At 45.7% G+C, this 18,628-nt stretch carries 19 protein-coding genes; 14 read left to right on the top strand and 5 right to left on the bottom strand.

Annotated features, from left to right (window positions below; all coding sequences use genetic code 11):
• Positions 1-90 precede the first annotated feature (90 nt).
• The 3 genes from ACTTK6_RS14450 to ACTTK6_RS14440 all read left to right on the top strand — a co-directional run bounded on the left by ACTTK6_RS14450 (position 91) and on the right by ACTTK6_RS14440 (position 2,699).
• Positions 91-1,140 (top strand): class I fructose-bisphosphate aldolase, encoded by a 1,050-nt coding sequence (locus tag ACTTK6_RS14450; protein ID WP_462833750.1) that lies wholly within the window; start codon positions 91-93, stop codon positions 1,138-1,140.
• A gap of 103 nt (positions 1,141-1,243) precedes the next feature.
• Entirely contained in the window at positions 1,244-2,428 is a 1,185-nt protein-coding gene (fmdA, locus tag ACTTK6_RS14445; RefSeq protein ID WP_090928338.1) for a formamidase, read from the top strand.
• Between the two features lies 1 nt (position 2,429).
• Positions 2,430-2,699, top strand: a complete 270-nt coding sequence (locus ACTTK6_RS14440) for an FmdB family zinc ribbon protein (RefSeq protein ID WP_462833749.1) — start codon at positions 2,430-2,432, stop codon at positions 2,697-2,699.
• Positions 2,700-2,736: 37 nt separating this feature from the next.
• On the opposite strand, the gene ACTTK6_RS14435 is transcribed toward ACTTK6_RS14440, so the two are convergent.
• The 3 genes from ACTTK6_RS14435 to ACTTK6_RS14425 form a co-directional block, all read right to left on the bottom strand.
• On the bottom strand, positions 2,737-2,892 hold the full coding sequence (locus ACTTK6_RS14435; protein WP_462833748.1) for a hypothetical protein: 156 nt from the start codon (positions 2,890-2,892) through the stop codon (positions 2,737-2,739).
• A 103-nt stretch (positions 2,893-2,995) separates the two neighbouring features.
• Positions 2,996-3,898, bottom strand: a complete 903-nt coding sequence (locus ACTTK6_RS14430) for a sulfotransferase domain-containing protein (protein ID WP_462833747.1) — start codon at positions 3,896-3,898, stop codon at positions 2,996-2,998.
• 362 nt (positions 3,899-4,260) lie between these two features.
• Entirely contained in the window at positions 4,261-5,502 is a 1,242-nt protein-coding gene (locus ACTTK6_RS14425) for a hemolysin family protein (protein WP_079475672.1), read from the bottom strand.
• 398 nt (positions 5,503-5,900) lie between these two features.
• Here ACTTK6_RS14425 and ACTTK6_RS14420 point away from each other — a divergent pair, with 398 nt between their 5' ends.
• The 10 genes from ACTTK6_RS14420 to ACTTK6_RS14375 all read left to right on the top strand — a co-directional run bounded on the left by ACTTK6_RS14420 (position 5,901) and on the right by ACTTK6_RS14375 (position 14,948).
• On the top strand, positions 5,901-7,208 hold the full coding sequence (locus tag ACTTK6_RS14420; RefSeq protein WP_079475673.1) for an MFS transporter: 1,308 nt from the start codon (positions 5,901-5,903) through the stop codon (positions 7,206-7,208).
• Positions 7,209-7,307: 99 nt separating this feature from the next.
• Positions 7,308-7,622, top strand: a complete 315-nt coding sequence (rhaM, locus tag ACTTK6_RS14415) for an L-rhamnose mutarotase (protein ID WP_094908796.1) — start codon at positions 7,308-7,310, stop codon at positions 7,620-7,622.
• 221 nt (positions 7,623-7,843) lie between these two features.
• Positions 7,844-8,032, top strand: a complete 189-nt coding sequence (locus ACTTK6_RS14410) for a hypothetical protein (protein ID WP_094908797.1) — start codon at positions 7,844-7,846, stop codon at positions 8,030-8,032.
• A 277-nt stretch (positions 8,033-8,309) separates the two neighbouring features.
• Positions 8,310-10,367: a BglG family transcription antiterminator gene (locus ACTTK6_RS14405; RefSeq protein WP_462833746.1), complete on the top strand. Its 2,058-nt coding sequence runs from the start codon at positions 8,310-8,312 to the stop codon at positions 10,365-10,367.
• Positions 10,368-10,402: 35 nt separating this feature from the next.
• Entirely contained in the window at positions 10,403-10,891 is a 489-nt protein-coding gene (locus ACTTK6_RS14400; protein ID WP_094908799.1) for a PTS sugar transporter subunit IIA, read from the top strand.
• Positions 10,891-11,175 (top strand): PTS sugar transporter subunit IIB, encoded by a 285-nt coding sequence (locus ACTTK6_RS14395; protein ID WP_022794068.1) that lies wholly within the window; start codon positions 10,891-10,893, stop codon positions 11,173-11,175. The genes ACTTK6_RS14400 and ACTTK6_RS14395 overlap by 1 nt, the downstream gene beginning before the upstream one ends.
• A 70-nt stretch (positions 11,176-11,245) precedes the next feature.
• The gene (locus ACTTK6_RS14390; protein ID WP_079475678.1) at positions 11,246-12,508 is read left to right on the top strand and encodes a galactitol-specific PTS transporter subunit IIC; all 1,263 of its coding nucleotides are present in this window, start codon (positions 11,246-11,248) and stop codon (positions 12,506-12,508) included.
• Positions 12,509-12,561: 53 nt separating this feature from the next.
• Entirely contained in the window at positions 12,562-13,593 is a 1,032-nt protein-coding gene (locus ACTTK6_RS14385) for a zinc-binding dehydrogenase (protein WP_094908800.1), read from the top strand.
• A gap of 111 nt (positions 13,594-13,704) precedes the next feature.
• Entirely contained in the window at positions 13,705-13,872 is a 168-nt protein-coding gene (locus tag ACTTK6_RS14380) for a hypothetical protein (RefSeq protein ID WP_179124082.1), read from the top strand.
• 26 nt (positions 13,873-13,898) lie between these two features.
• Positions 13,899-14,948, top strand: coding sequence for a galactitol-1-phosphate 5-dehydrogenase (locus tag ACTTK6_RS14375; RefSeq protein ID WP_079475680.1), 1,050 nt, complete (start codon positions 13,899-13,901; stop codon positions 14,946-14,948).
• Positions 14,949-15,002: 54 nt separating this feature from the next.
• Here the strand turns inward: ACTTK6_RS14375 and ACTTK6_RS14370 are convergent, their stop codons facing one another.
• The gene (locus tag ACTTK6_RS14370) at positions 15,003-15,893 is read right to left on the bottom strand and encodes a universal stress protein (RefSeq protein ID WP_094908801.1); all 891 of its coding nucleotides are present in this window, start codon (positions 15,891-15,893) and stop codon (positions 15,003-15,005) included.
• A gap of 260 nt (positions 15,894-16,153) precedes the next feature.
• On the opposite strand from ACTTK6_RS14370, the gene ACTTK6_RS14365 reads away from it, so the two are divergent.
• Positions 16,154-17,041: a universal stress protein gene (locus ACTTK6_RS14365; protein WP_079475681.1), complete on the top strand. Its 888-nt coding sequence runs from the start codon at positions 16,154-16,156 to the stop codon at positions 17,039-17,041.
• Positions 17,042-17,155: 114 nt separating this feature from the next.
• Here the strand turns inward: ACTTK6_RS14365 and ACTTK6_RS14360 are convergent, their stop codons facing one another.
• Positions 17,156-18,448: an acetamidase/formamidase family protein gene (locus tag ACTTK6_RS14360; protein ID WP_079475682.1), complete on the bottom strand. Its 1,293-nt coding sequence runs from the start codon at positions 18,446-18,448 to the stop codon at positions 17,156-17,158.
• Between the last annotated feature and the right edge of the window lie 180 nt (positions 18,449-18,628).

The following is an 18,628-nucleotide window of genomic DNA, read 5'->3' as shown; positions in this document are numbered from 1 at the left end:
TCATAAATTCTGGTGAAATTTTGTTTATGTTCTTCCCTAATAAGGGAATTAGGGAAGAAGAATTAGCTAAACTGGTGAGGAGGTATTACGATGGCTTCAACAAAGGAAATTTTAGGACAGGATGCGGATTACTTATTAAACCATCAAAGCAAAACAGTGCCGAAAGAAAATCTCTATGTCCCGGGGCCTGATTTTGTCGACCGGGTGTACAAAGCGACGGACCGTTCTCCGGTAGTACTGCGCAACCTGCAGAGCTTATTTGACCACGGCCAACTTGGCGGAACGGGGTATCTGTCTATTCTGCCGGTTGACCAGGGCATCGAACACTCAGCAGGGGCTTCGTTTGCGCCGAACCCTATGTATTTTGATCCGGAAAACATCGTAAAGCTCGCCATGGAAAGTAACTGCAATGCGGTAGCTTCCACAGTCGGGGCGCTTGGATCAATCGCAAGGGATTACGCACACAAGATCCCTTTTATTGCCAAAATTAACCACAATGAATTGCTGACTTATCCGGAAACGCACGACCAAATTATGTTCGGCTCTGTCGACCAGGCCTATAATATGGGAGCAGTAGCGGTTGGAGCGACGATTTACTTTGGTTCGGAGCAGAGCGACCGCCAGATCCAGGAGGTGTCGAAAGCCTTTGAACGTGCTCACCAACTTGGCCTTGGCACTATTCTTTGGGCCTATCTCCGTAATCCAGGCTTTAAGAAAGACGGAACGGATTATCATACAGCCTCTGACCTGACGAGCCAGGCAATACATTTATCAGCAAGCCTGCAGGCAGATATTGTAAAACAGAAAATGCCGACCAACAACGGCGGCTATACAGCAGTCGGATACGGCAAGACTCACGACAAAGTGTATTCGGAGCTGACGAGTAACCACCCGATTGACCTGACCCGTTACCAGGTAATGAATTCGTTTATGGGCCGGGCCGGCTTGATTAACTCCGGCGGGGGCTCTGCCGAATCGGATCTAGAGGATGCTGTTAAAACAGCAGTAATTAACAAACGTGCCGGCGGCATGGGACTGATCATGGGACGTAAGGCGTTCCAGCGCCCGATGGATGAAGGCATAGAGATTATCCGCTCGGTTCAAAGCGTCTATGCAGACGAATCAATTACTTTAGCATAGATTTAAAAAAGGGGTTCTCCCCCTTTTTTTATCAAATATATTTAGAAAATTTAAATATCGCGTGCTGTGTCTCCGGGTATTTTATAAACAGGAGGGGCTTTCTATGCCGAAAAAGCTGTTTGAGGTAGATCTGAACAAAACGATGGACCAACAGACGACGCCGGGGCACAACCGCTGGCACCCGGATATTCCTGCCGTATTTTCCGTAGACCCGGGAGAGACATTCCGGATGGAATGCCTGGATTGGACCGATGGCCAGATAAGCAACAATGATGACCCCTCGGACATTAAGCACGTGAATCTCGACCGGGTGCACGTACTAAGCGGTCCGGTCCATGTAAACGGTGTGGAACCGGGCGATCTGCTTGTTGTTGATATTCTGGATATCGGAACGTTTCATTCACATGAATGGGGATTCAATGGCATTTTCGCTAAAGAAAACGGTGGAAGCTTTTTAGTGGACCATTATCCGGAAGCGGCCAAATCTATTTGGGATTTCGAAGGGATTTATGCCACTTCCAGGCATGTGCCAAATGTAAAATTTGCAGGTATTATTCATCCGGGGCTGATCGGCGTAGCGCCGTCGCAGGACATGCTGAATGAATGGAACCGCAGGGAAAAGGAACTGGTAGATACAAATCCTGACCGGGTGCCTCCGCTGGCGAATCTGCCGACAGAGCATTCGGCGGTGCTCGGGAACCTCAAGGGAGAAGAGTTCGACCGGGTAGCAGCTGAAGGAGCAAGAACGGTACCCCCAAGGGAAAATGGCGGCAACTGTGACATTAAGAATCTATCGAAGGGCTCGAGAGTGTACTTTCCGGTATTTGTCGACGGGGCAAAGCTGTCGGTGGGAGATCTTCATTTCTCGCAGGGGGACGGAGAGATTACGTTCTGCGGCGGGATTGAAATGCCCGGCTGGATTGACCTGCAGGTACATGTGATTAAGAACGGCATGGAAAAACACCGTATTCAACGAAATCCCGCGTTTAAGCCGGGACCGGTGATGCCGCATTACAATGAATTTCTAGTCTTTGAAGGTGTCTCTGTTAATGAATTTTCCGGAGGCCAGACGTATTTGGATGCCAATGTTGCTTACAGGAATGCCTGTCTGAATGCGATTGAATTTCTGAAAACGCTTGGGTACACCGGGGAGCAGGCCTATATGCTTTTAGGTACGGCGCCGGTGCAGGGCACGGTGGCAGGCGTAGTGGATATACCGAACGCCTGCTGCACGCTGGCCCTGCCTAAAGACATCTTTTACCAGAACATTCTACCGGAGTTGGATTAATATGGCCCAGTTTACGTTTAAATGCCGGACGTGTGGTACGTTTGAGCGCTGGATGGCATCAAAGGGAGCGCGGGTCAGCGAAGCGCCGTGTCCCTCATGCGGGGAAGCCGCCGGAAGGGTCTTCCAGCCAGTACACCTGTCTAAGATGGATGCGAAGATAAAGGCCCGGATCGAGCAGGGCATGCAGCCGAAAACACGGCAGCGAAAAGATCTTCCCGCCATGCAACAGCCTCGGCAGCGGGTCCCTAGGCCTTGGCAGGCAGGCCATTAAAGAAGGAGACCCGAAAAAACCGGGTCTCCTTTTTCAGCTATTTTTCTCCCCGGTCTTTTCCAGCTATTCCAATAACCGCGATGGCAGCCATCATCACACCGTAAACAATCGAAGAAGAGAGAAAGGGCCTTTTAGTGATTTTCAAAAATACACGGTTCGAGTTATCAGTTTTGTTCCCTGTTTTCCCACTCATATATTTTAGCCTCCTGCAATATTTTTGAGCGTCTTTATCCCTGAAAGACAAAGGCTCATTCTATTTTGGGAAAAGTCGGAAATACCCAAGGAAAGAATGTTTCCTACATGTCAGTTTTTGTGTAATCAATACCATAATACTGGGAAAATAAGCGGTTGTCGTCCTGGTACTTTGCATGAAGCACTTGTTGTAGTGACTCAGGAAGATAATACCTTTGGTAGTGAAGCATAAAGCTCGCCCGGTTCTGCAGGAGCACGCGTGAAAGAGGAAGCCTTCTTTTTGTGGGTATAGGAGCGTTTGGATTAAAGGGAGTTTTAAAAAAGTAGTTCATTTTCCGGGCAGCTTTGAGCTGCATTGTGCCGTAGCTTCGGTTGACTTTCGCAGCACTGTATTCGGGTACCTCTGTAATTCCCATATACTGAAGAAGTGCGGTGAGCTCCCTCATTTCACTTTCTCTGAAACGTTCGTATTGCATAAGGTAGTAATTGTTGCTGCCAAATAAGTGCTTGATTTGTTCTAAGTAATGAAAATAATAGTATCCATCAAGCACCCCGAGGCGTTCCCACTCTTCAAACACGACGGGAGCTTGTTTATAGCCGCCCTGGTGAATGTACTGTACGTAGAGAGAGGTAAGAAGCTCAATCTGCCACCGGACGCCGACAATAATATGGACATCGTAGCTTTCTTCGGGGAAAATACGCCGGAGGTCCTTTAAAATCGTAAGGTTGTCTTTAATCTTTTTTCTCATGGACATGGGATTGCCGGAAAGCCCCTCATAAGAAATGAGCAGCGGCTTTTCAGTCTCTGCCATTTCCTCTATTCCGGAACGCAGTTGGAGAATTTGTTTTTCCGATAATTTCTTATGACGTATCTGGTAAAGATAGTGCTGAATTTCTCCACGGGAAAGGTACGTCATTTCGTTCGTTAATTTCGGGTAAATGCTTTTCTGCAGAAAAGTTGTGGCGGTTTTATGATACCCCACATGAATATAAACAGTTTTGCGCATTGACTGTCCCCCTATGGATTGAATGCCTCCATCATAACGAAAACTATAAGAGCAATCAAAGTAAAAGGTGAAGGCCCTATGAAACTGTTACGCAGGCCTGCCCAATTTGAGTATGAAAAAAGCTGCTTTATTTAAAGGCCAGTTTCTTTACAGTAATACTAAAAATAAACGATCACGGCCAATATAATGCGGTATAAAGCAAATGGCACCAGACGGATTTTGTGAATAGCTTTAAGAAAAAGGTGGTGGCTACCAGGACGAATAAAAAAGCACTCCTAAAGCCGTCATCAAAAAAGCAAAGCATATCTGCGGCAGAATATTGCCACTTAAAACCCGGAGAACTTCCTCCGGATTAAAGCGTATCAATCTTCCTCTTCTTCCTCTTCTTTTACAACGCGTACGCGTTTGATCTGATTATTATCCATTGTTAGCACTTCAAAATGAAGATTTTCATACTGAAGAGTCTCGCCCTCTTCAGGTATATGATCGAATTCCCGGTACAGCAGGCCCGCGATAATATCCTCTTCTTCTTCCACCCGGGTGTTGAAAATTTCATTGAAGCGGCTGATGGCAAGCTTCCCATCACAGATAATAACTTCGTCGGTCAGCTCCTCGATGAGCTGTTCGGAGCGGGTGTCATGCTCATCCTCAATTTCCTGGCCGATCATTGCTTCAATAATGTCCTCCTGGGTGACCATCCCCATCGTCCCGCCGTATTCATCAAGTACTACGGCGAGGTGCTTCTGTTCATTGAGCATTCGTTTGAACACGTTATCTACAGAGTTGGTTTCCACTACATACAAAGGATTGTTATCAATAAAATCGTTAAGCGTTTTGTCACTCTGCTCAGCCCATATAAGCAGAAGCTTCGCATGAAAGACCCCGACAATATGATCCATATTATCCTGATATACCGGATACCGTGTGTGGTTATGGCTGATGGTGATGTCCCGCACTTCCTGAAAATCGCTTTCGATAGGGATGCCGGTAATCTCCATTCTAGGCACCTTTAAAACGTCACGGATGTCCTTGCGGTAAAAATCAATCACCCGTTTAATACGGTCCTGCTCCTGCTTTTCAAAGGTGCCTTCGGAGGAAGCAACGTCAACCATTGTTTTGATTTCTTCGCGTGAATACGTCTGGGACGGTCCTTCGCCCTTAGTAATCAGCTTAATAACGCCGCGGGTGAAAGAATTTAATAAAAACGTGAGCGGCTTAAAAATGAATACAAGAACTGTAATTACCGGTGCGACTATGTAAGCTACTTTGTCCGCAAAAGTAGCAGCAATAGATTTAGGCAGGACTTCAGCAAAGATGATGAGCACAAGCGTCAAAATAGCAGTAGCTATGCCGACAGAAAAATTGTAATTTAAGGCAAGTACTGTAACGAGTGTAGGAAGCATAATGTTGGATATATTGTTTCCGATCAGGATGGCTGTGATCAGTTCATCCGGTTTCCTCGTCAGTTTTAATAAATTTTTCGCCCGTTTGTCATTTTCTTCGGCACGGGCCTGCATTCGTGCACGATTTGCTGCTGTTAAAGCAGTCTCGCTTCCTGATAAAAAGAAGGAAACGAATAAAAAGAATATAATAACCGCTATCATAAGTACCCTCCACTGGCGTATTAGCTACATTTTATTTCCTGTTTCTCGTGAATTAAACATCTCAAACAACTATCCAACATTAAAAATAACATAAAAGAGCGCGGGAGGATTTAAATATGCAAAAAGATTTCATCTTCGTGTATGCTTTTTTGGCGAAAAAGAAAATGTAAGTTATTGTTCCGGCTTATAAATCATTTCAGAAAGAAAATGAAAGAAAAATCAAAACATAGAGAGGGTAAATTGTTGTTGACTTTCATTTGTGTAAACCCTTACAATAATAAATACAAATTAAAACAACAATAACAGACAAAAAACCAATAAAATGAAAGTTGTTTTGGTTAACAATTAAAAGGAGGCCGGCAGAGAAAGAATCTATAAACCTTTAAGGAGGAAATGGAATGAAAAAAGTGGAAAGAGGAAGTCTCGCTGCCACTCTTTCTGTATCTATGTCGAACTACCTCGAAGCTGGTTCTATTGTAGCCGGTGCAGCCGGGCTTACACTTTGGGTTCAGTACCTGGGTCTTACGGATGCTACAGTTGGACTACTTGGGGCGCTCAGTGCCAACGGATTCGGGGCTGCCATTGGTGCACTGATCAGCGGCTTTTTAGTCGATCGGTACGGGAGAAAATTTATTTATAAATATAACCTGCTCGTATACATGCTCGGTATATTGCTTATTGTTTTTTCTTTTTCTTTTCCCATGCTTCTAGTAGGTTATGTGATTACTGGTATTTCTGTCGGGGCGGGTATACCGCCTTCGTGGACCTATATTGCTGAGGAAGCACCGGAGAAAGAGAGAGCCGCACGTGTCGGCTGGGGACAGTTTGCCTGGTCGATGGGGCCGGCAGTCGTCTTTATTTTATCCGTTCTACTGGCTCCTCTAGGACTGCTCGGAAGCCGGATTATTTTCTTCCAGCTCTTTTTGATCGCTTTTGTTACCTGGCTCTTCCAGCGAAAAATTGAGGAGTCCGCAATCTGGGAAAAACAGAAGAAGGAAGACCGGGCAGCGAACAAGGGCGGAATTTTCAGTAAAGAAAATATGAAAGAGTTGTTCACCAACCGTGCCAATCTTCATGCAATCACCCTGCTCGTCGGAGTTTATACGTTTTGGAACATGGTGGCTGGCGTCATGGGTTATTTTATGCCCTATATTTACGAAACAGTAGGCGGCCTTTCGGGAGCACAGGCTAACCTGCTTCAGGCTTTCCTCTGGGGACTGACCGTTTTGTCCACCTATTTTGTATTTATTAAACTGGGTGACAGGGTAAACCGGAAGCTTATCTTCGGGGTAAGCGCTGTTATGGGTATTGTAGCCTGGATAGTGCTTTCATTTGGCGGAATGGGCACCGCGGAACTGCTTGTATTCGTTGTTCTCTGGGGGCTCTCGGCAGGCTTTGGAGCGCAGGCTTTTTACGGTCTGTGGTCAGCGGAGCTGTTCCATACAAAATACCGCGCAGCAGCGCAGGGGCTGCTTTTCTGTACAGCCCGGGTATTTGTCGGTTTGATTTCGCTTGCGATTCCGACGCTGATTACCGTATTTGGTTTTCAGACAGCAGGGGCGATTATGATCGGGTTTCTTGTATTACACATGATCGTTGGTTTAACTCTCGCACCAGAAACACGAAATAAATCGCTCGAAGAAATACAAATCGAACGTTACGGCACGACCGAGGAAGCAAAAATACAAAAAGACCTGGTGAAATAAAAGAGTAATATAGAAGGAAGAAAGTTCATTCTTCCTTCTTTTATTGCGTTTATCTGCTTCCAATAAAAAAACCAAAAGGTAACTGAAAGGAAAATGAATATGAAACGTCTGGCGTTAATAATGTACGTATACCCCGATAAAGTTGAAGAATATATCGAGAAGCATGATCAGCTCTGGCCGAAAATGAAAGAGGCCTTAAAACAGCACGGAGCAGCCAACTATTCGATCTTTCTGGAGAAAGAAACGAGCAGGCTGTTTGCCTATCTTGAAGTAGAGGACGAAGAACTGTGGCAGCAAATGGCTTCCACTTCCGTTAACCAAAGGTGGTGGGAAGCTATGGCTCCTTTAATGGAAACAAATGAAGATAACAGCCCGGTTACTACTCCTCTCGAGGAAGTATTTCATCTTGAATAAAAAGTCCGCTGAAAAATAATTTTTCAGCGGACTTTTTGTTCAAAATGCATAAAAACAGGGAATAGAAATGTATAGGAATGATACTTGTCAGGCGCATAAAAACATCAGGGGGAATGCGAATGAGTAGACCCTTCGGCTTTCAATTGCTGAATCAGAAAATTGATGCTGGGGACCTTGCTTCAGTAATAGGCTAAAACTCAATTGCGAAAAGGGGGATACCTATGAAACGGCGATTGATTGATGAAGAATACGAGCGTGAAATAGACCGGATGGTCAATGAGGGCGGCTATATTCCTGTGGAAATGGATTTTATAAGAAAACGGGCTAAAGTTAAAAAAGAGGAAAAAGAAACCAATCAAAAGAAACAGGAAAACGAAAAAGAAGCAGATGATTTTAACGAAAAAGTGTGACTTATGAATAACAAGTAACAGCTGCTGCCGGCAGCTGTTTTTTTGTTGGAAAATAGATGCGTAGTGTAGAAAAAAGCAAAGCAAAAGGTACTATAATTTTTAATTCGTGTGGGTGCTGCGGTGCGTCCTTAGAGCCTTATGCATCAATGTACGAAGTTGGTTTGTAGAATGTAAATCACAATATTGTACATCAAATGTTCAAAGAACTGAGATGAAAACGTATACATTTGTGTTGCAGCGGCTGATAGAATAAAAATTAATCAAAGGGGGGAAGGAAATGCCGCTAAGTGAACGGGATAATGAAATATTAAGTGAACTAATCCGTAATCCATCGGTCACTAGCATGGCGCTTGAAGAAAAGTACCAACTAACACGAAGACAGCTGGGCTACAGCATGAATAAAGTAAACGACTGGCTTTTAAGCAAAGATCTCCCGGTTATTGAACGAACGCGCCAGGGGCATTTCATTATTGATCAGTCTGTTTACACGAATTTTGGTATGGATGAAGAAATTATTGCAGCTGAAAAACCAGTACTCACCGGAAAACAACGTATTTATTACCTCATTATGATGCTCATTGGCAGCGAAGAGCCGCTTTCCTTAAATCATTTTACAAGTGAGCTTCAGTTGAGTAAAAACACCGTTTTGAACGAGCTGAAAGAAGTGCAGCAGTATCTCGATGATTATCACCTATCCATCAAATATTCCCGCAAAGAGGGTTACCTGGTGGAAGGGAAAGAATTTCAAATCCGCAAGCTGTTAATGAACGTCACCTACCAGCTGCTATTCATGCAGGAAGGCGCTTCACGAATCAAAAAAATAGCCGGTATTGGAGAAGAGGAGCTCGACGATTACCGCAAACGGATTGAAAATGTCGAAAGCAAGCTCAGCCTGAAATTCACCGATGAAAAGCTGGAAACGATGCCGTATATATTAGCTTTAATTTTAAAGAGAATTAAAAAAGGTTTTGCTATTAATACATTTTCCATTCAGTATGAAGAGCTTTCTGATACGAAAGAGTATCAGGCTACAGAGGAGATTTTCAAAAAAAATGAACATATTCCGATGGAAGAGCGGTTATTTGTGACATTGCACTTGCTGACCGTAAGCGTCTACAGCACCTCTTTTCCAATGGAAGATGACGTGATCCCGAATTTAGGAGCTGCCACAGATGACATGCTGCGCCAGTTTGAAAAAAGCGCCTGTGTATACTTGCATGAACGGGACCAGCTGCTTGATAAGCTGCTTCAACACATTAAGCCAGCTTATTACCGCATTAAATACCAGCTGTCGGAAACTTCATCCACACAGGTGCCGCTCAGCAAGGAATTTAAAGCGCTCCATCACCTAGTAAAGCAGTCTACAGCGCCGCTTGAAAAATTAATCGGCAGCCCGATTCCGGACAGCGAGAGCAGCTTTATTACAATGCTGATCGGTGGGTGGATGAAAAGGCAGGGCGAGAGCATTGAAAAGAAGGTAAAAGCCATTGTGGTATGTCCTCAGGGCGTATCTGTTTCAAGACTAATGCTGAACGAGCTGAGTGAGCTTTTTCCGGAATTTGTCTTTCTCGATTCTTTATCTGTACGAGAGTTTCTTCATTACCATCTCGAGTACGACATTGTCTTTGCTCCGACATTTCTTGAGACGGACAAAAAGCTGTTCGTGGTAAAAACATTTTTAGGCAGAGAAGAGCGGCAGCGTCTTCGTAAGCAGGTAATGCTTGAACTGTACGGATATCTGCCAAACCATCTGGACATTAATGAAATTATTCAAATTATCGGGCGCCATGCCCATATCCATAATGAGAGTGCACTTATAGAAGATATTCAAAATTATATTAATCAGGATAATGAAAATTCAGTCAATTACAGCATGGGCAAGGCTGAATACAATTTGGATGAATTAATCACTCCAGCCTCCATCACCCTGAAGGACAGCGTGGCCGACTGGAAAGAGGCCGTCTGGGCGGGGGCCGGGCCGCTACTTGAACGTAAAAGTATTACGGAAGATTATGTAAACAGAATGCTGTGTTATACAGAAGAAGACCCTTATATTGTGATAGGGCCTAATATAGCCATACCCCATGCTTCACCGGAAGACGGGGTGAACGAAGTAGGAATGAGTTTGTTGAGATTGAAGGAAGGAGTTCTTTTCTCTGGAGAATACCGGATCAATCTGGTGATCGTCATTGCTGCAGTAGATAAACAGAAGCACATTCACGCGCTGATGCAGTTAATGAAGCTTGCAGGCTCACAAACAGCAAGAAATCAAATAACAGCTTCAGATTCTGTTAAAGACATATACAAAATTATTCAGTCGTATTCCAAAGATTAACTGCGACAATTTTAATTCCACCAAGGAGGGGCCTGATGAGCGGCTTATATTTCGATACTCCCGTCATTCTTTTAGATATAGACGGAAGCTCTAAAGAAGAAGTATTGCGGATGATGGCACAAAATTTAGTAAGCAATGAGCTGGTAAAACAAAGCTTCGTAGAAGCGGTAGTCCAAAGAGAAAATGAGTACGCTACCGGCCTGCCGACAGGAGATATTGCGGTTGCGATTCCTCATACCGATGTAGAGCATGTGCAGCGAAAAGCAATCAGTGTAGGAATACTGAGGGACCCCGTTGATTTTATTGTTATGGGTGACGACAAAGAAACAGTGCCGGTGAAAATTGTGTTTATGCTTGCGATGGATGAGGCACACTCCCAGCTGAAGCTTTTGCAGCAGCTTATGCAGGTGTTTCAGGACCAGAATGTTTTAAAAGAGCTTAGTAGTACCTCTGATAAAAAGCAGATCAAAAAGATGATGGAAGAGAAATTAGAGGCGTTATCATTTAAAGGAGGTGAAAGATAATGGCAAAAAAACAAGTATTAGTAGCATGTGGAGCAGGCGTAGCAACTTCTACAGTTGTTAACGGTGCTATTGAAGATATGGCTAAGGAGCATAAATTATCAGTAGATCTTAAGCAGATTAAAATAGCGGAAGTAGAAAGCTATGTTGATACTGCTGACTTGCTGGTAACGACAGCTACCATCAAAAAGGAATACCCGTTTCCGGTAATCAACGCACGTTCTTTCCTGACAGGGATCGGTATGGAAGATACCAAGCAGGAAATTCTGGATGAACTGAAAAAATAACAGCAGTCCCGGTGTCCTTGTTTTACGAGGGGGCCGGGCTCATTAATTACAGGTATGAGGGGGAAGCGGCATGCAAGGATTCGTAGATCTTGTACAAGGATTTTTAGATCTCGGGGCGACAGTAATTTTACCAGTCGTTATCTTTTTGCTCGGTTTATTATTCGGGCAGAAGCCGGGAAAAGCATTTCGGTCCGGTTTAACGATTGGGGTAGCATTTGTAGGGATTTTTCTTGTTGTCGATCTGCTGGTCAATAACTTAGGCCCGGCAGCGCAGGGAATGGTTGACCGGCTGGGAGTTAATTTAGACGTAATTGACGTCGGCTGGCCAGCGACATCATCTATTGCCTGGGCTTCTACGGCAGTGGCAGCCTTTATTATTCCATTGGGATTGCTTGTAAACGTTATCATGCTTTTGACAAAAACAACGAAAACGATGAACGTGGATATTTGGAATTTCTGGCACTACACCTTTATGGCAGCGGTAGTATACACCGTATCTGACAGTATTATTCAAGGACTTATTGCTGCAGTTATCTTTCAAATCGTGACCTTGAAAATTGCTGACTGGACAGCACCGATGGTGGAGGACTTTTACGAGCTTCCGGGGGTATCGATTGCAACAGGAAGCACCGTATCGTACGCACCAGGTATTTTTCTCGTAAAAGGCCTGCAGAAAATTCCCGGTATCAACCGACTCAACGCAGACCCTGACAGTATTCAAAGACGGTTTGGTGTGTTCGGCGAATCTATCTTTATCGGCTTGTTCCTCGGTGTTGTTATTGGTGCTCTAGCTGGCTACAGCGTAGGTGAAGTAATTGAAATCGGGATGGCAATGGCCGCAGTTATGGTACTGATGCCACGTATGGTTAAGATTTTGATGGAGGGATTAATGCCTGTATCAGAATCAGCAAGAAACTGGTTGAACAAGCATTTCAGCAACAAGGAAATTCACATCGGGCTGGATGCAGCGGTCCTTTTAGGCCACCCATCCGTTATTGCAACTGCATTAATTCTTGTTCCAATTACAGTTGTGCTGGCAGTATTTCTGCCTGGTAACGCCCTGCTTCCATTCGGGGACCTGGCGACGATCCCATTTGTTGTAGCATTTATCGTCGGAGCAGCAAGAGGGAACATTGTTCACTCTGTGCTGGTAGGTACCGTGATGATCGCACTTTCGCTATACATGGCGACAGATATTGCAAATGTATTTACGACTATGGCTCAAAACGCTGATTTCGACATGCCGGAAGATTCTGCACGGATTTCAAGTATTGACCAGGGCGGAAATCTGATTAACTGGCTCATCTGGAGATTCTTCGAGCTGTTTAATTAAACCTCTCTCAAGCAGAACATACATGAAAATTAACACACCGGGAGGATGAAAGCATGAAAGCATTGGTGAAAACCGATTTAGAACATGGAAGCATCGAAGTACAGGAAAAGCAGGAGCCGACGCCTGGGAAAGACCAGGTAAAGATCAAAGTAAAGTACGCAGGTGTCTGCGGCACAGATATTCACGCTTACGAGGGTCATTACAAAGTTAATGCGCCGGTGACGCTTGGCCATGAATTTGCCGGTGAAGTGGTGGAAGTCGGAGAAGGCGTCAGCGATTTTAAGCCCGGGGACCGGGTTACCTCTGAAACGACGTTTTATATTTGCGGGGAGTGCCGGTACTGTAAAGCCGGCGACTACAACTTATGCAGCTGGCGCAAAGGGCTTGGCAATCAGTACGACGGGGCGTTTGCGAAATATTTAATTGCCCGTAAAGCAAGCCTTCACCACCTTCCGGAAAATGTCGACTACGAGTCGGCGGCAATGACAGAACCGCTTGCCTGCACGCATCATGCGGTAGCTAAGACAGAAATCTCAGACGGCGATATTGCAGTAGTTATCGGACCAGGACCTATCGGGCTGTTTACTGCCCAGGTGGCGCAAAGCAGGGGAGCCAGAGTCATTATAACCGGACTGACAAATGATAAAGTGCGCCTTGAAAAGGCTAAAGAGCTCGGAATCGATTACGTTGTTAACTCGCAGGAAGAAGATCTTCATGAATTCGTTAACAGTGTAACCGGCGGATACGGGGCCGACCTCGTTTTTGAATGCTCGGGAGCTGTACCGGCGGCCAAGCAGGCCATTGGGCTGCTGCGGAAAAAAGGGCAGTACGCCCAGGTAGGGATTTTTACAACGCCGGATATTCAATTTGACTTTGATAAAGTGATTCAAAAAGAAATTCGTGTAGTTGGCAGCCGGAGCCAAAAGCCTGCAGACTGGGAGCCTTCGCTTGAGCTGATGAACAGCGGGCTTGTGAATGCACGGGCAATGGTCACTCACGAATATGACATCACGGAGTGGGACAAGGCCTACCAAAAAATTAAAGACGGTGAAGCTATTAAAGTACTGCTTACACCTGTGGATTAATATCTGCTGGAAGTAAACAGTGGACAGGCGAATGAAAAACACAGGGAGCTCTAAATAAGAAAAGCTCCCTGTCCGCGGCAAATAATATATTAAAAAGCAAGGAGGAGCACCATGACAGAATTAATGCTTGATTTTATGCTGGGCCCAATGCGTGTAATCGGAGAGTTCTATTTTGACCATCAAATGATTTTTAATCCACTCATTGTCGGAGCAGCGTTGATTAAAATATTGTTTGGAAAGAAAAAGGCAAAAAATGAACCAGCCAATTCAGAATCGTAATATTGTTACTTTGAAGGGAGAAAAACATGAAAAGTCTTAAACTATACGGACAGCAGGACCTCCGATTCGAAGAGGCTTCAAAGCCGGTAATTGAAAATGCTGATGATGTTATTATTAAGATAAAAGCTGCAGGTCTTTGCGGCTCCGACATTTCCCGCTACAAAAAGCTGGGCCCGTACATGGAAGGAATGGTTTTCGGTCATGAATTTGCAGGGGAGGTCACAGAGACCGGCCCCGGGGTATCGCAGATACGCATCGGGGATCGCGTGGCCGGATGCCCAACGTTTCGGTGCGGGAAGTGTCTGAGCTGTCAGAAAGGGGAGCTGTCACGATGTGAAAACCTAACCGTCATCGGCGCCCGCCACCCGGGGTCCTATGCAGAATACGTCAAGCTGCCGGCTGAAAATGTTCTGCCTCTGCCTGAGAACGTGAATTATGACACAGCTGCCCTCGTAGAACCCGCCTCTGTGGTGGCTCATGGATTTTACCGTACAAGCATTCAGCCTGGGGCGGAAGTGGCCATAATGGGATGCGGAAGCATTGGCCTTCTGGCTGTCCAGTGGGCGAAGATATTCGGGGCGAAGAAAGTGTATGCGATTGATATCGATGATGTTAAGCTGCAAACCGCGAGGGAAGTCGGCGCGGACGTGTTGATTAATTCGAGTCAGCGCCCGGCCCATGAACAGGTAGAGGAGCATACGGGCGGATACGGGGTGGATCTTGCAGTAGAATCTGCAGGAGCGCCTGCAACATCCGCCCAGGTGCTTGCCCTTCCCAAAAAGGGCGGTGAAGTCGTGTTTATGGGGATTCCATACGCGGACGTAATGATTGAACGTTTTTATTTTGAACGCATCGTGCGTAATGAGCTAAGAATACTAGGCTCCTGGAACGCTGTATCGTCTCCGTTCCCTGGAAAAGAATGGGCATCTGCCCTTCACTATATGAGCACCGGCCAAATTAATGTAGAGCCGATGATCTCCCACACCCCGGGTCTTTCGCAAGGACCGGAAACCTTCAATGATTTAATTAACGGAAAAGGAAACTATGTAAAAGTCGTTTTTCATCCGGAAAAATAGTAAATTAAATAAAAGCGAGGCCTCCCCCTGCCTCGGGGGCAAGCCTCGCTTATTTTATTCTTCCTCTTCCAAGAGACGGGCAAGCAAAACGTCACAGTCGGCGCGGTGTACGATCCCCTCCGAAACGCTTCCGAGGAAAAACCGCTCTGTCGTATTTAGGCCGGAGGCGCCAACGACAATAAGGTCGGCTTTGTATTTTTTAGCCAGGTCTTCTGCAATAACCACCTTTGGGGCTCCGTGGTGAAGCTCTGCTTCTACATGTTCCAAGCCGGCATTCAGCGCTTTTTCCCGGTATTCTTCAAGCATCTTTTCAGAATAACTTTCCATTTCGATAAAAAGGCCGGTATCATGCTGCTCCATGGAAGTGAGCACGACTGAGTCAATAACGTGCGTGATCAGAACAGCTGCATTTTCTTCAATTGCCAGAGCTATTCCTTTGTCAAAAGCATGGGCCGCTTCTTTAGAACCATCAATAGCAATAATGATCCTTTTATAATCGCTGCCTGCGTCCTTGTTTCGGACGACAAGAACGTCGCATCTGGCGTTTCGCACAATGCCTGTGGATACACTTCCCATAATGAACCTGCCTACCGTGCCTGCTCCGGAGGCTCCGGTAATAATCAGATCTGTCCCGTACTCCGGAGTGAGTTCTTTGGTAATAATGGTTTTTGGAGCACCAGTTTCCATTACCGTCTGGACATCCACGCCGGAGCCTTCCGCTTCTGCTTTGTATAAGTTTAATAATACCTTGCCCTGTTCTCCCGCCGTTTCCATAATAGTTGGTATATACTGAACCAGGCGGTTTAGCGTTCTATACTCTACAACATGGGCGACCGTCAGCCGGCTCTGATGTTTTTTCGCCAGTGACAGGCCGCGGCGGAACGCCTGCATAGACTCGTCCGAACTGTCTACAGCAATGAGAATATTCTGGTAATGTCTGATCATAGTAACGCCTCGCTTTCTTGAACAAAATAGAGTTCCGAGTACGAAATGACCTAAAACAAAAGCGCAATGATTCTCTCTATATGTTTATTATGAAACAAATAGACGAAGAACACCACTGTATAATTTGGCAAAAAAGTACAATGGGAACATGGAAGATAATGCTATAATAAAAGAAGAACTACATTAACCGGGGTTATGAAGGCGAAAGAATCTGCTTTATTAATTCCCGGTAGGACGACGATGGATAGGGGGCAGGCAAAATGGAAAAAAGGTATAATCGTATTTTAGTAGCAACGGACGGCTCGGTGGAGGCTGGCTTTGCATTGAAAAAAGGTATTTCGCTCGCAAAGGCTTACGATTGTTCATTAGGTATCTGCTATATTATCGATTATAACCATTACAGCCAGGCTCGGCTTCACACTACGGATTTACTGCAGGCCTCCAAAGAAAAAGGGGAAGAGATCATCTCCGCCTGCAGACAGGAGGCCGAAGAAGCAGGAGTCACGGACGTAACCGTGTTTCTGGAAAACGGTTCTCCAAAAACTACTATTCCCAAGGATATCGCAAAAAGGTTTAAAGCGGATTTAATTCTTTGCGGGGCTTCAGGGATAGGCACATTTGAAAGGTTTATTGTGGGAAGCGTTTCCGCAGGGATCGTACGGAATGCGGAATGTGATACCTGGGTGGTCAGAAATAAACGGGATATTGAAAAATACAATAACATTTTAATTGCAATAGATGACTCGGAAATGTCAGCTAATGCTTTCCGTGCGGGGCTTGCAATGGCAGAGGAAGAAGAGGCGAAGGCGATAGTTGCCCATGTTATTCACACACCGCTTATTTCGTCAGTAGAGCAGTCGAGAGGCAACGTCACTGAAATATTTAAGAAAAACGGAAGAAATTTGCTTGAAATTTATCGTGAACTGGCATTAAAAAGCAATGTTCCCAACGTGTCATTCACTTTGGAGTACGGATCGCCTAAAATGGTTATTCCCAAGGACGCTGCAGAAAAATTCGAAGCCGACCTAATTGTTTCCGGTGCCTCGGGAGTGAGCAGTGCAGAACGGCTCCTGCTTGGAAGCGTCGGGGAAAGCATCGTCCGCAGAGCGGAATGCGACGTTCTTGTTGTTAGAAATGAACACATTTAATGTTCTTTTACAACTCCAACTCGCCTGAAAAGTGGACCTGTAACGCAAGATCCCCGGCTGGACGACAGCCGGGGTTCTTAATGGCGGTTGCTGTTTAGCAATAAAGTGATGCTTTTACTGGTAGTTGTTTTTTACCGTATGAAGAAGCCCGGCTTTTTCAAGAAGCGGTCCCGGAGCTAAAAAGGTAACAGTAACTACGCCGGGATGTCTTCCAATCTCAATAGAGCCTGTAATGGTCGCCCTGTTCATAATTTCCGGAACAGTGACGTCCAATGCTTCAGCTGCCCGTGCCATCCCATTTTCGGTTGCTTCATTCAGGCTTGCGCCGCTGCCAATGAAAGACACTGGATAAGCTTCTTCGAGCTCCGTGATCCCCCACTGCCGGGCAAGTTCGAGGGCGTCCTTTTTTTCCTGATCGCTAAAAGGCTTTGCCGTGTAGGGAAGATCTTCAACCAGAGGAAGCAGCACGGGGCCGTCTAGTTTCACTTCTTTTAACACATTGGCCTGAAGGTGCACGATGCCGGAAACATCGGCAGTATGCCCGGCAATTTCCCCATCTCCCTGCATAGCATGCATATCACCAAGGTATATGCCTCCTCCGGGAACTTTTACCGGACAGATTAATAAAGCTCCTGCACGGACACGGCTGATATCAAGGTGGCCATCTGTACGTTCTTCCAATTGTTCTTTAGTAATAGCGTATGCATGAGGAGCCTCGATTAATGCCTGCCCGAAGTCTCCAGCATTATGGGAATCAGGCAGAGCGCGTGATGGAATGGTGCCAAGCTGGCCCAGAAAAGGCCTGGTTCTTGCTGCTGCACCGATAATGTCATGGGGAGCAAAGGTCACTACTGGATTTTGAATCGAATTTTCAGGAGTATTCATATAATTTTTCCCGTCTTTGGCAATTTTTTCGGCTGCTTTCTGTGGAAGCGTGAGACCGATCGATTTGCTGTCATTAAAAGCCATGGTATAGGCGTTTGTAAATACAAACGGAGTGATATCCTCACCGCAGTTGGCACATCGGACCGCTTCCTGGCCAATACCTTTAATTACTGTTTTTGGATGCATTTGCCCGCAGCCCGGGCACTGCACAGCTACAAATGGATCACCGATAAACCGGCCGTCTACCGTTTTATCATTGCCGGAGGCTGTGGCCTGGGAGGTGATTTCAATAGACTTGATACGGATAGCAACAGCATCTCCGACTTCTGCTCCCTCGACATAGACCGGCTTTGTTACTTCATGTCCGCCACGCAGGGCAGGGGTGATCATCGGCCCCCAGCATCCGGGAGCCGTATTGGCAACAATCTGTCCGCCATCTTTAACCTTATACTCCATTTCAATTTCCGGATCGAGCATGCCATCTGTAAAGGTGTTAACATACACGGTTTGCTTGGCTTCCATATCCATTCCTCCCTATGTTAGAATATTTTAACTTTAACACGGGAAAGGAAGTTCGCCCAGTCAAGGCATGTAATCGTTATGTAAAAAGCCGGGCACCCTTTAGTGCACTGACCTAGAAATATGAGACAAGATAAAGCACCTAGCCTTCTGCCGTTCGGTATTCCACCGGCGTGTGGAAGG

Source organism: Marinococcus salis (assembly GCF_054971365.1).
Note: the sequence above shows the minus strand (reverse complement) of the source record. Positions and strands in the feature narration are given on the sequence as shown.

Bases quoted from the DNA above. Each gene is read 5' to 3' on its own strand.
- ACTTK6_RS14450 (WP_462833750.1), top strand. From the start codon at position 91: ATGGCTTCAACAAAGGAAATTTTAGGACAGGATGCGGATTACTTATTA.
- fmdA (WP_090928338.1), top strand. From the start codon at position 1,244: ATGCCGAAAAAGCTGTTTGAGGTAGATCTGAACAAAACGATGGACCAA.
- ACTTK6_RS14440 (WP_462833749.1), top strand. From the start codon at position 2,430: ATGGCCCAGTTTACGTTTAAATGCCGGACGTGTGGTACGTTTGAGCGC.
- ACTTK6_RS14435 (WP_462833748.1), bottom strand. From the start codon at position 2,892: ATGAGTGGGAAAACAGGGAACAAAACTGATAACTCGAACCGTGTATTT.
- ACTTK6_RS14430 (WP_462833747.1), bottom strand. From the start codon at position 3,898: ATGCGCAAAACTGTTTATATTCATGTGGGGTATCATAAAACCGCCACA.
- ACTTK6_RS14425 (WP_079475672.1), bottom strand. From the start codon at position 5,502: ATGATAGCGGTTATTATATTCTTTTTATTCGTTTCCTTCTTTTTATCA.
- ACTTK6_RS14420 (WP_079475673.1), top strand. From the start codon at position 5,901: ATGAAAAAAGTGGAAAGAGGAAGTCTCGCTGCCACTCTTTCTGTATCT.
- rhaM (WP_094908796.1), top strand. From the start codon at position 7,308: ATGAAACGTCTGGCGTTAATAATGTACGTATACCCCGATAAAGTTGAA.
- ACTTK6_RS14410 (WP_094908797.1), top strand. From the start codon at position 7,844: ATGAAACGGCGATTGATTGATGAAGAATACGAGCGTGAAATAGACCGG.
- ACTTK6_RS14405 (WP_462833746.1), top strand. From the start codon at position 8,310: ATGCCGCTAAGTGAACGGGATAATGAAATATTAAGTGAACTAATCCGT.
- ACTTK6_RS14400 (WP_094908799.1), top strand. From the start codon at position 10,403: ATGAGCGGCTTATATTTCGATACTCCCGTCATTCTTTTAGATATAGAC.
- ACTTK6_RS14395 (WP_022794068.1), top strand. From the start codon at position 10,891: ATGGCAAAAAAACAAGTATTAGTAGCATGTGGAGCAGGCGTAGCAACT.
- ACTTK6_RS14390 (WP_079475678.1), top strand. From the start codon at position 11,246: ATGCAAGGATTCGTAGATCTTGTACAAGGATTTTTAGATCTCGGGGCG.
- ACTTK6_RS14385 (WP_094908800.1), top strand. From the start codon at position 12,562: ATGAAAGCATTGGTGAAAACCGATTTAGAACATGGAAGCATCGAAGTA.
- ACTTK6_RS14380 (WP_179124082.1), top strand. From the start codon at position 13,705: ATGACAGAATTAATGCTTGATTTTATGCTGGGCCCAATGCGTGTAATC.
- ACTTK6_RS14375 (WP_079475680.1), top strand. From the start codon at position 13,899: ATGAAAAGTCTTAAACTATACGGACAGCAGGACCTCCGATTCGAAGAG.
- ACTTK6_RS14370 (WP_094908801.1), bottom strand. From the start codon at position 15,893: ATGATCAGACATTACCAGAATATTCTCATTGCTGTAGACAGTTCGGAC.
- ACTTK6_RS14365 (WP_079475681.1), top strand. From the start codon at position 16,154: ATGGAAAAAAGGTATAATCGTATTTTAGTAGCAACGGACGGCTCGGTG.
- ACTTK6_RS14360 (WP_079475682.1), bottom strand. From the start codon at position 18,448: ATGGAAGCCAAGCAAACCGTGTATGTTAACACCTTTACAGATGGCATG.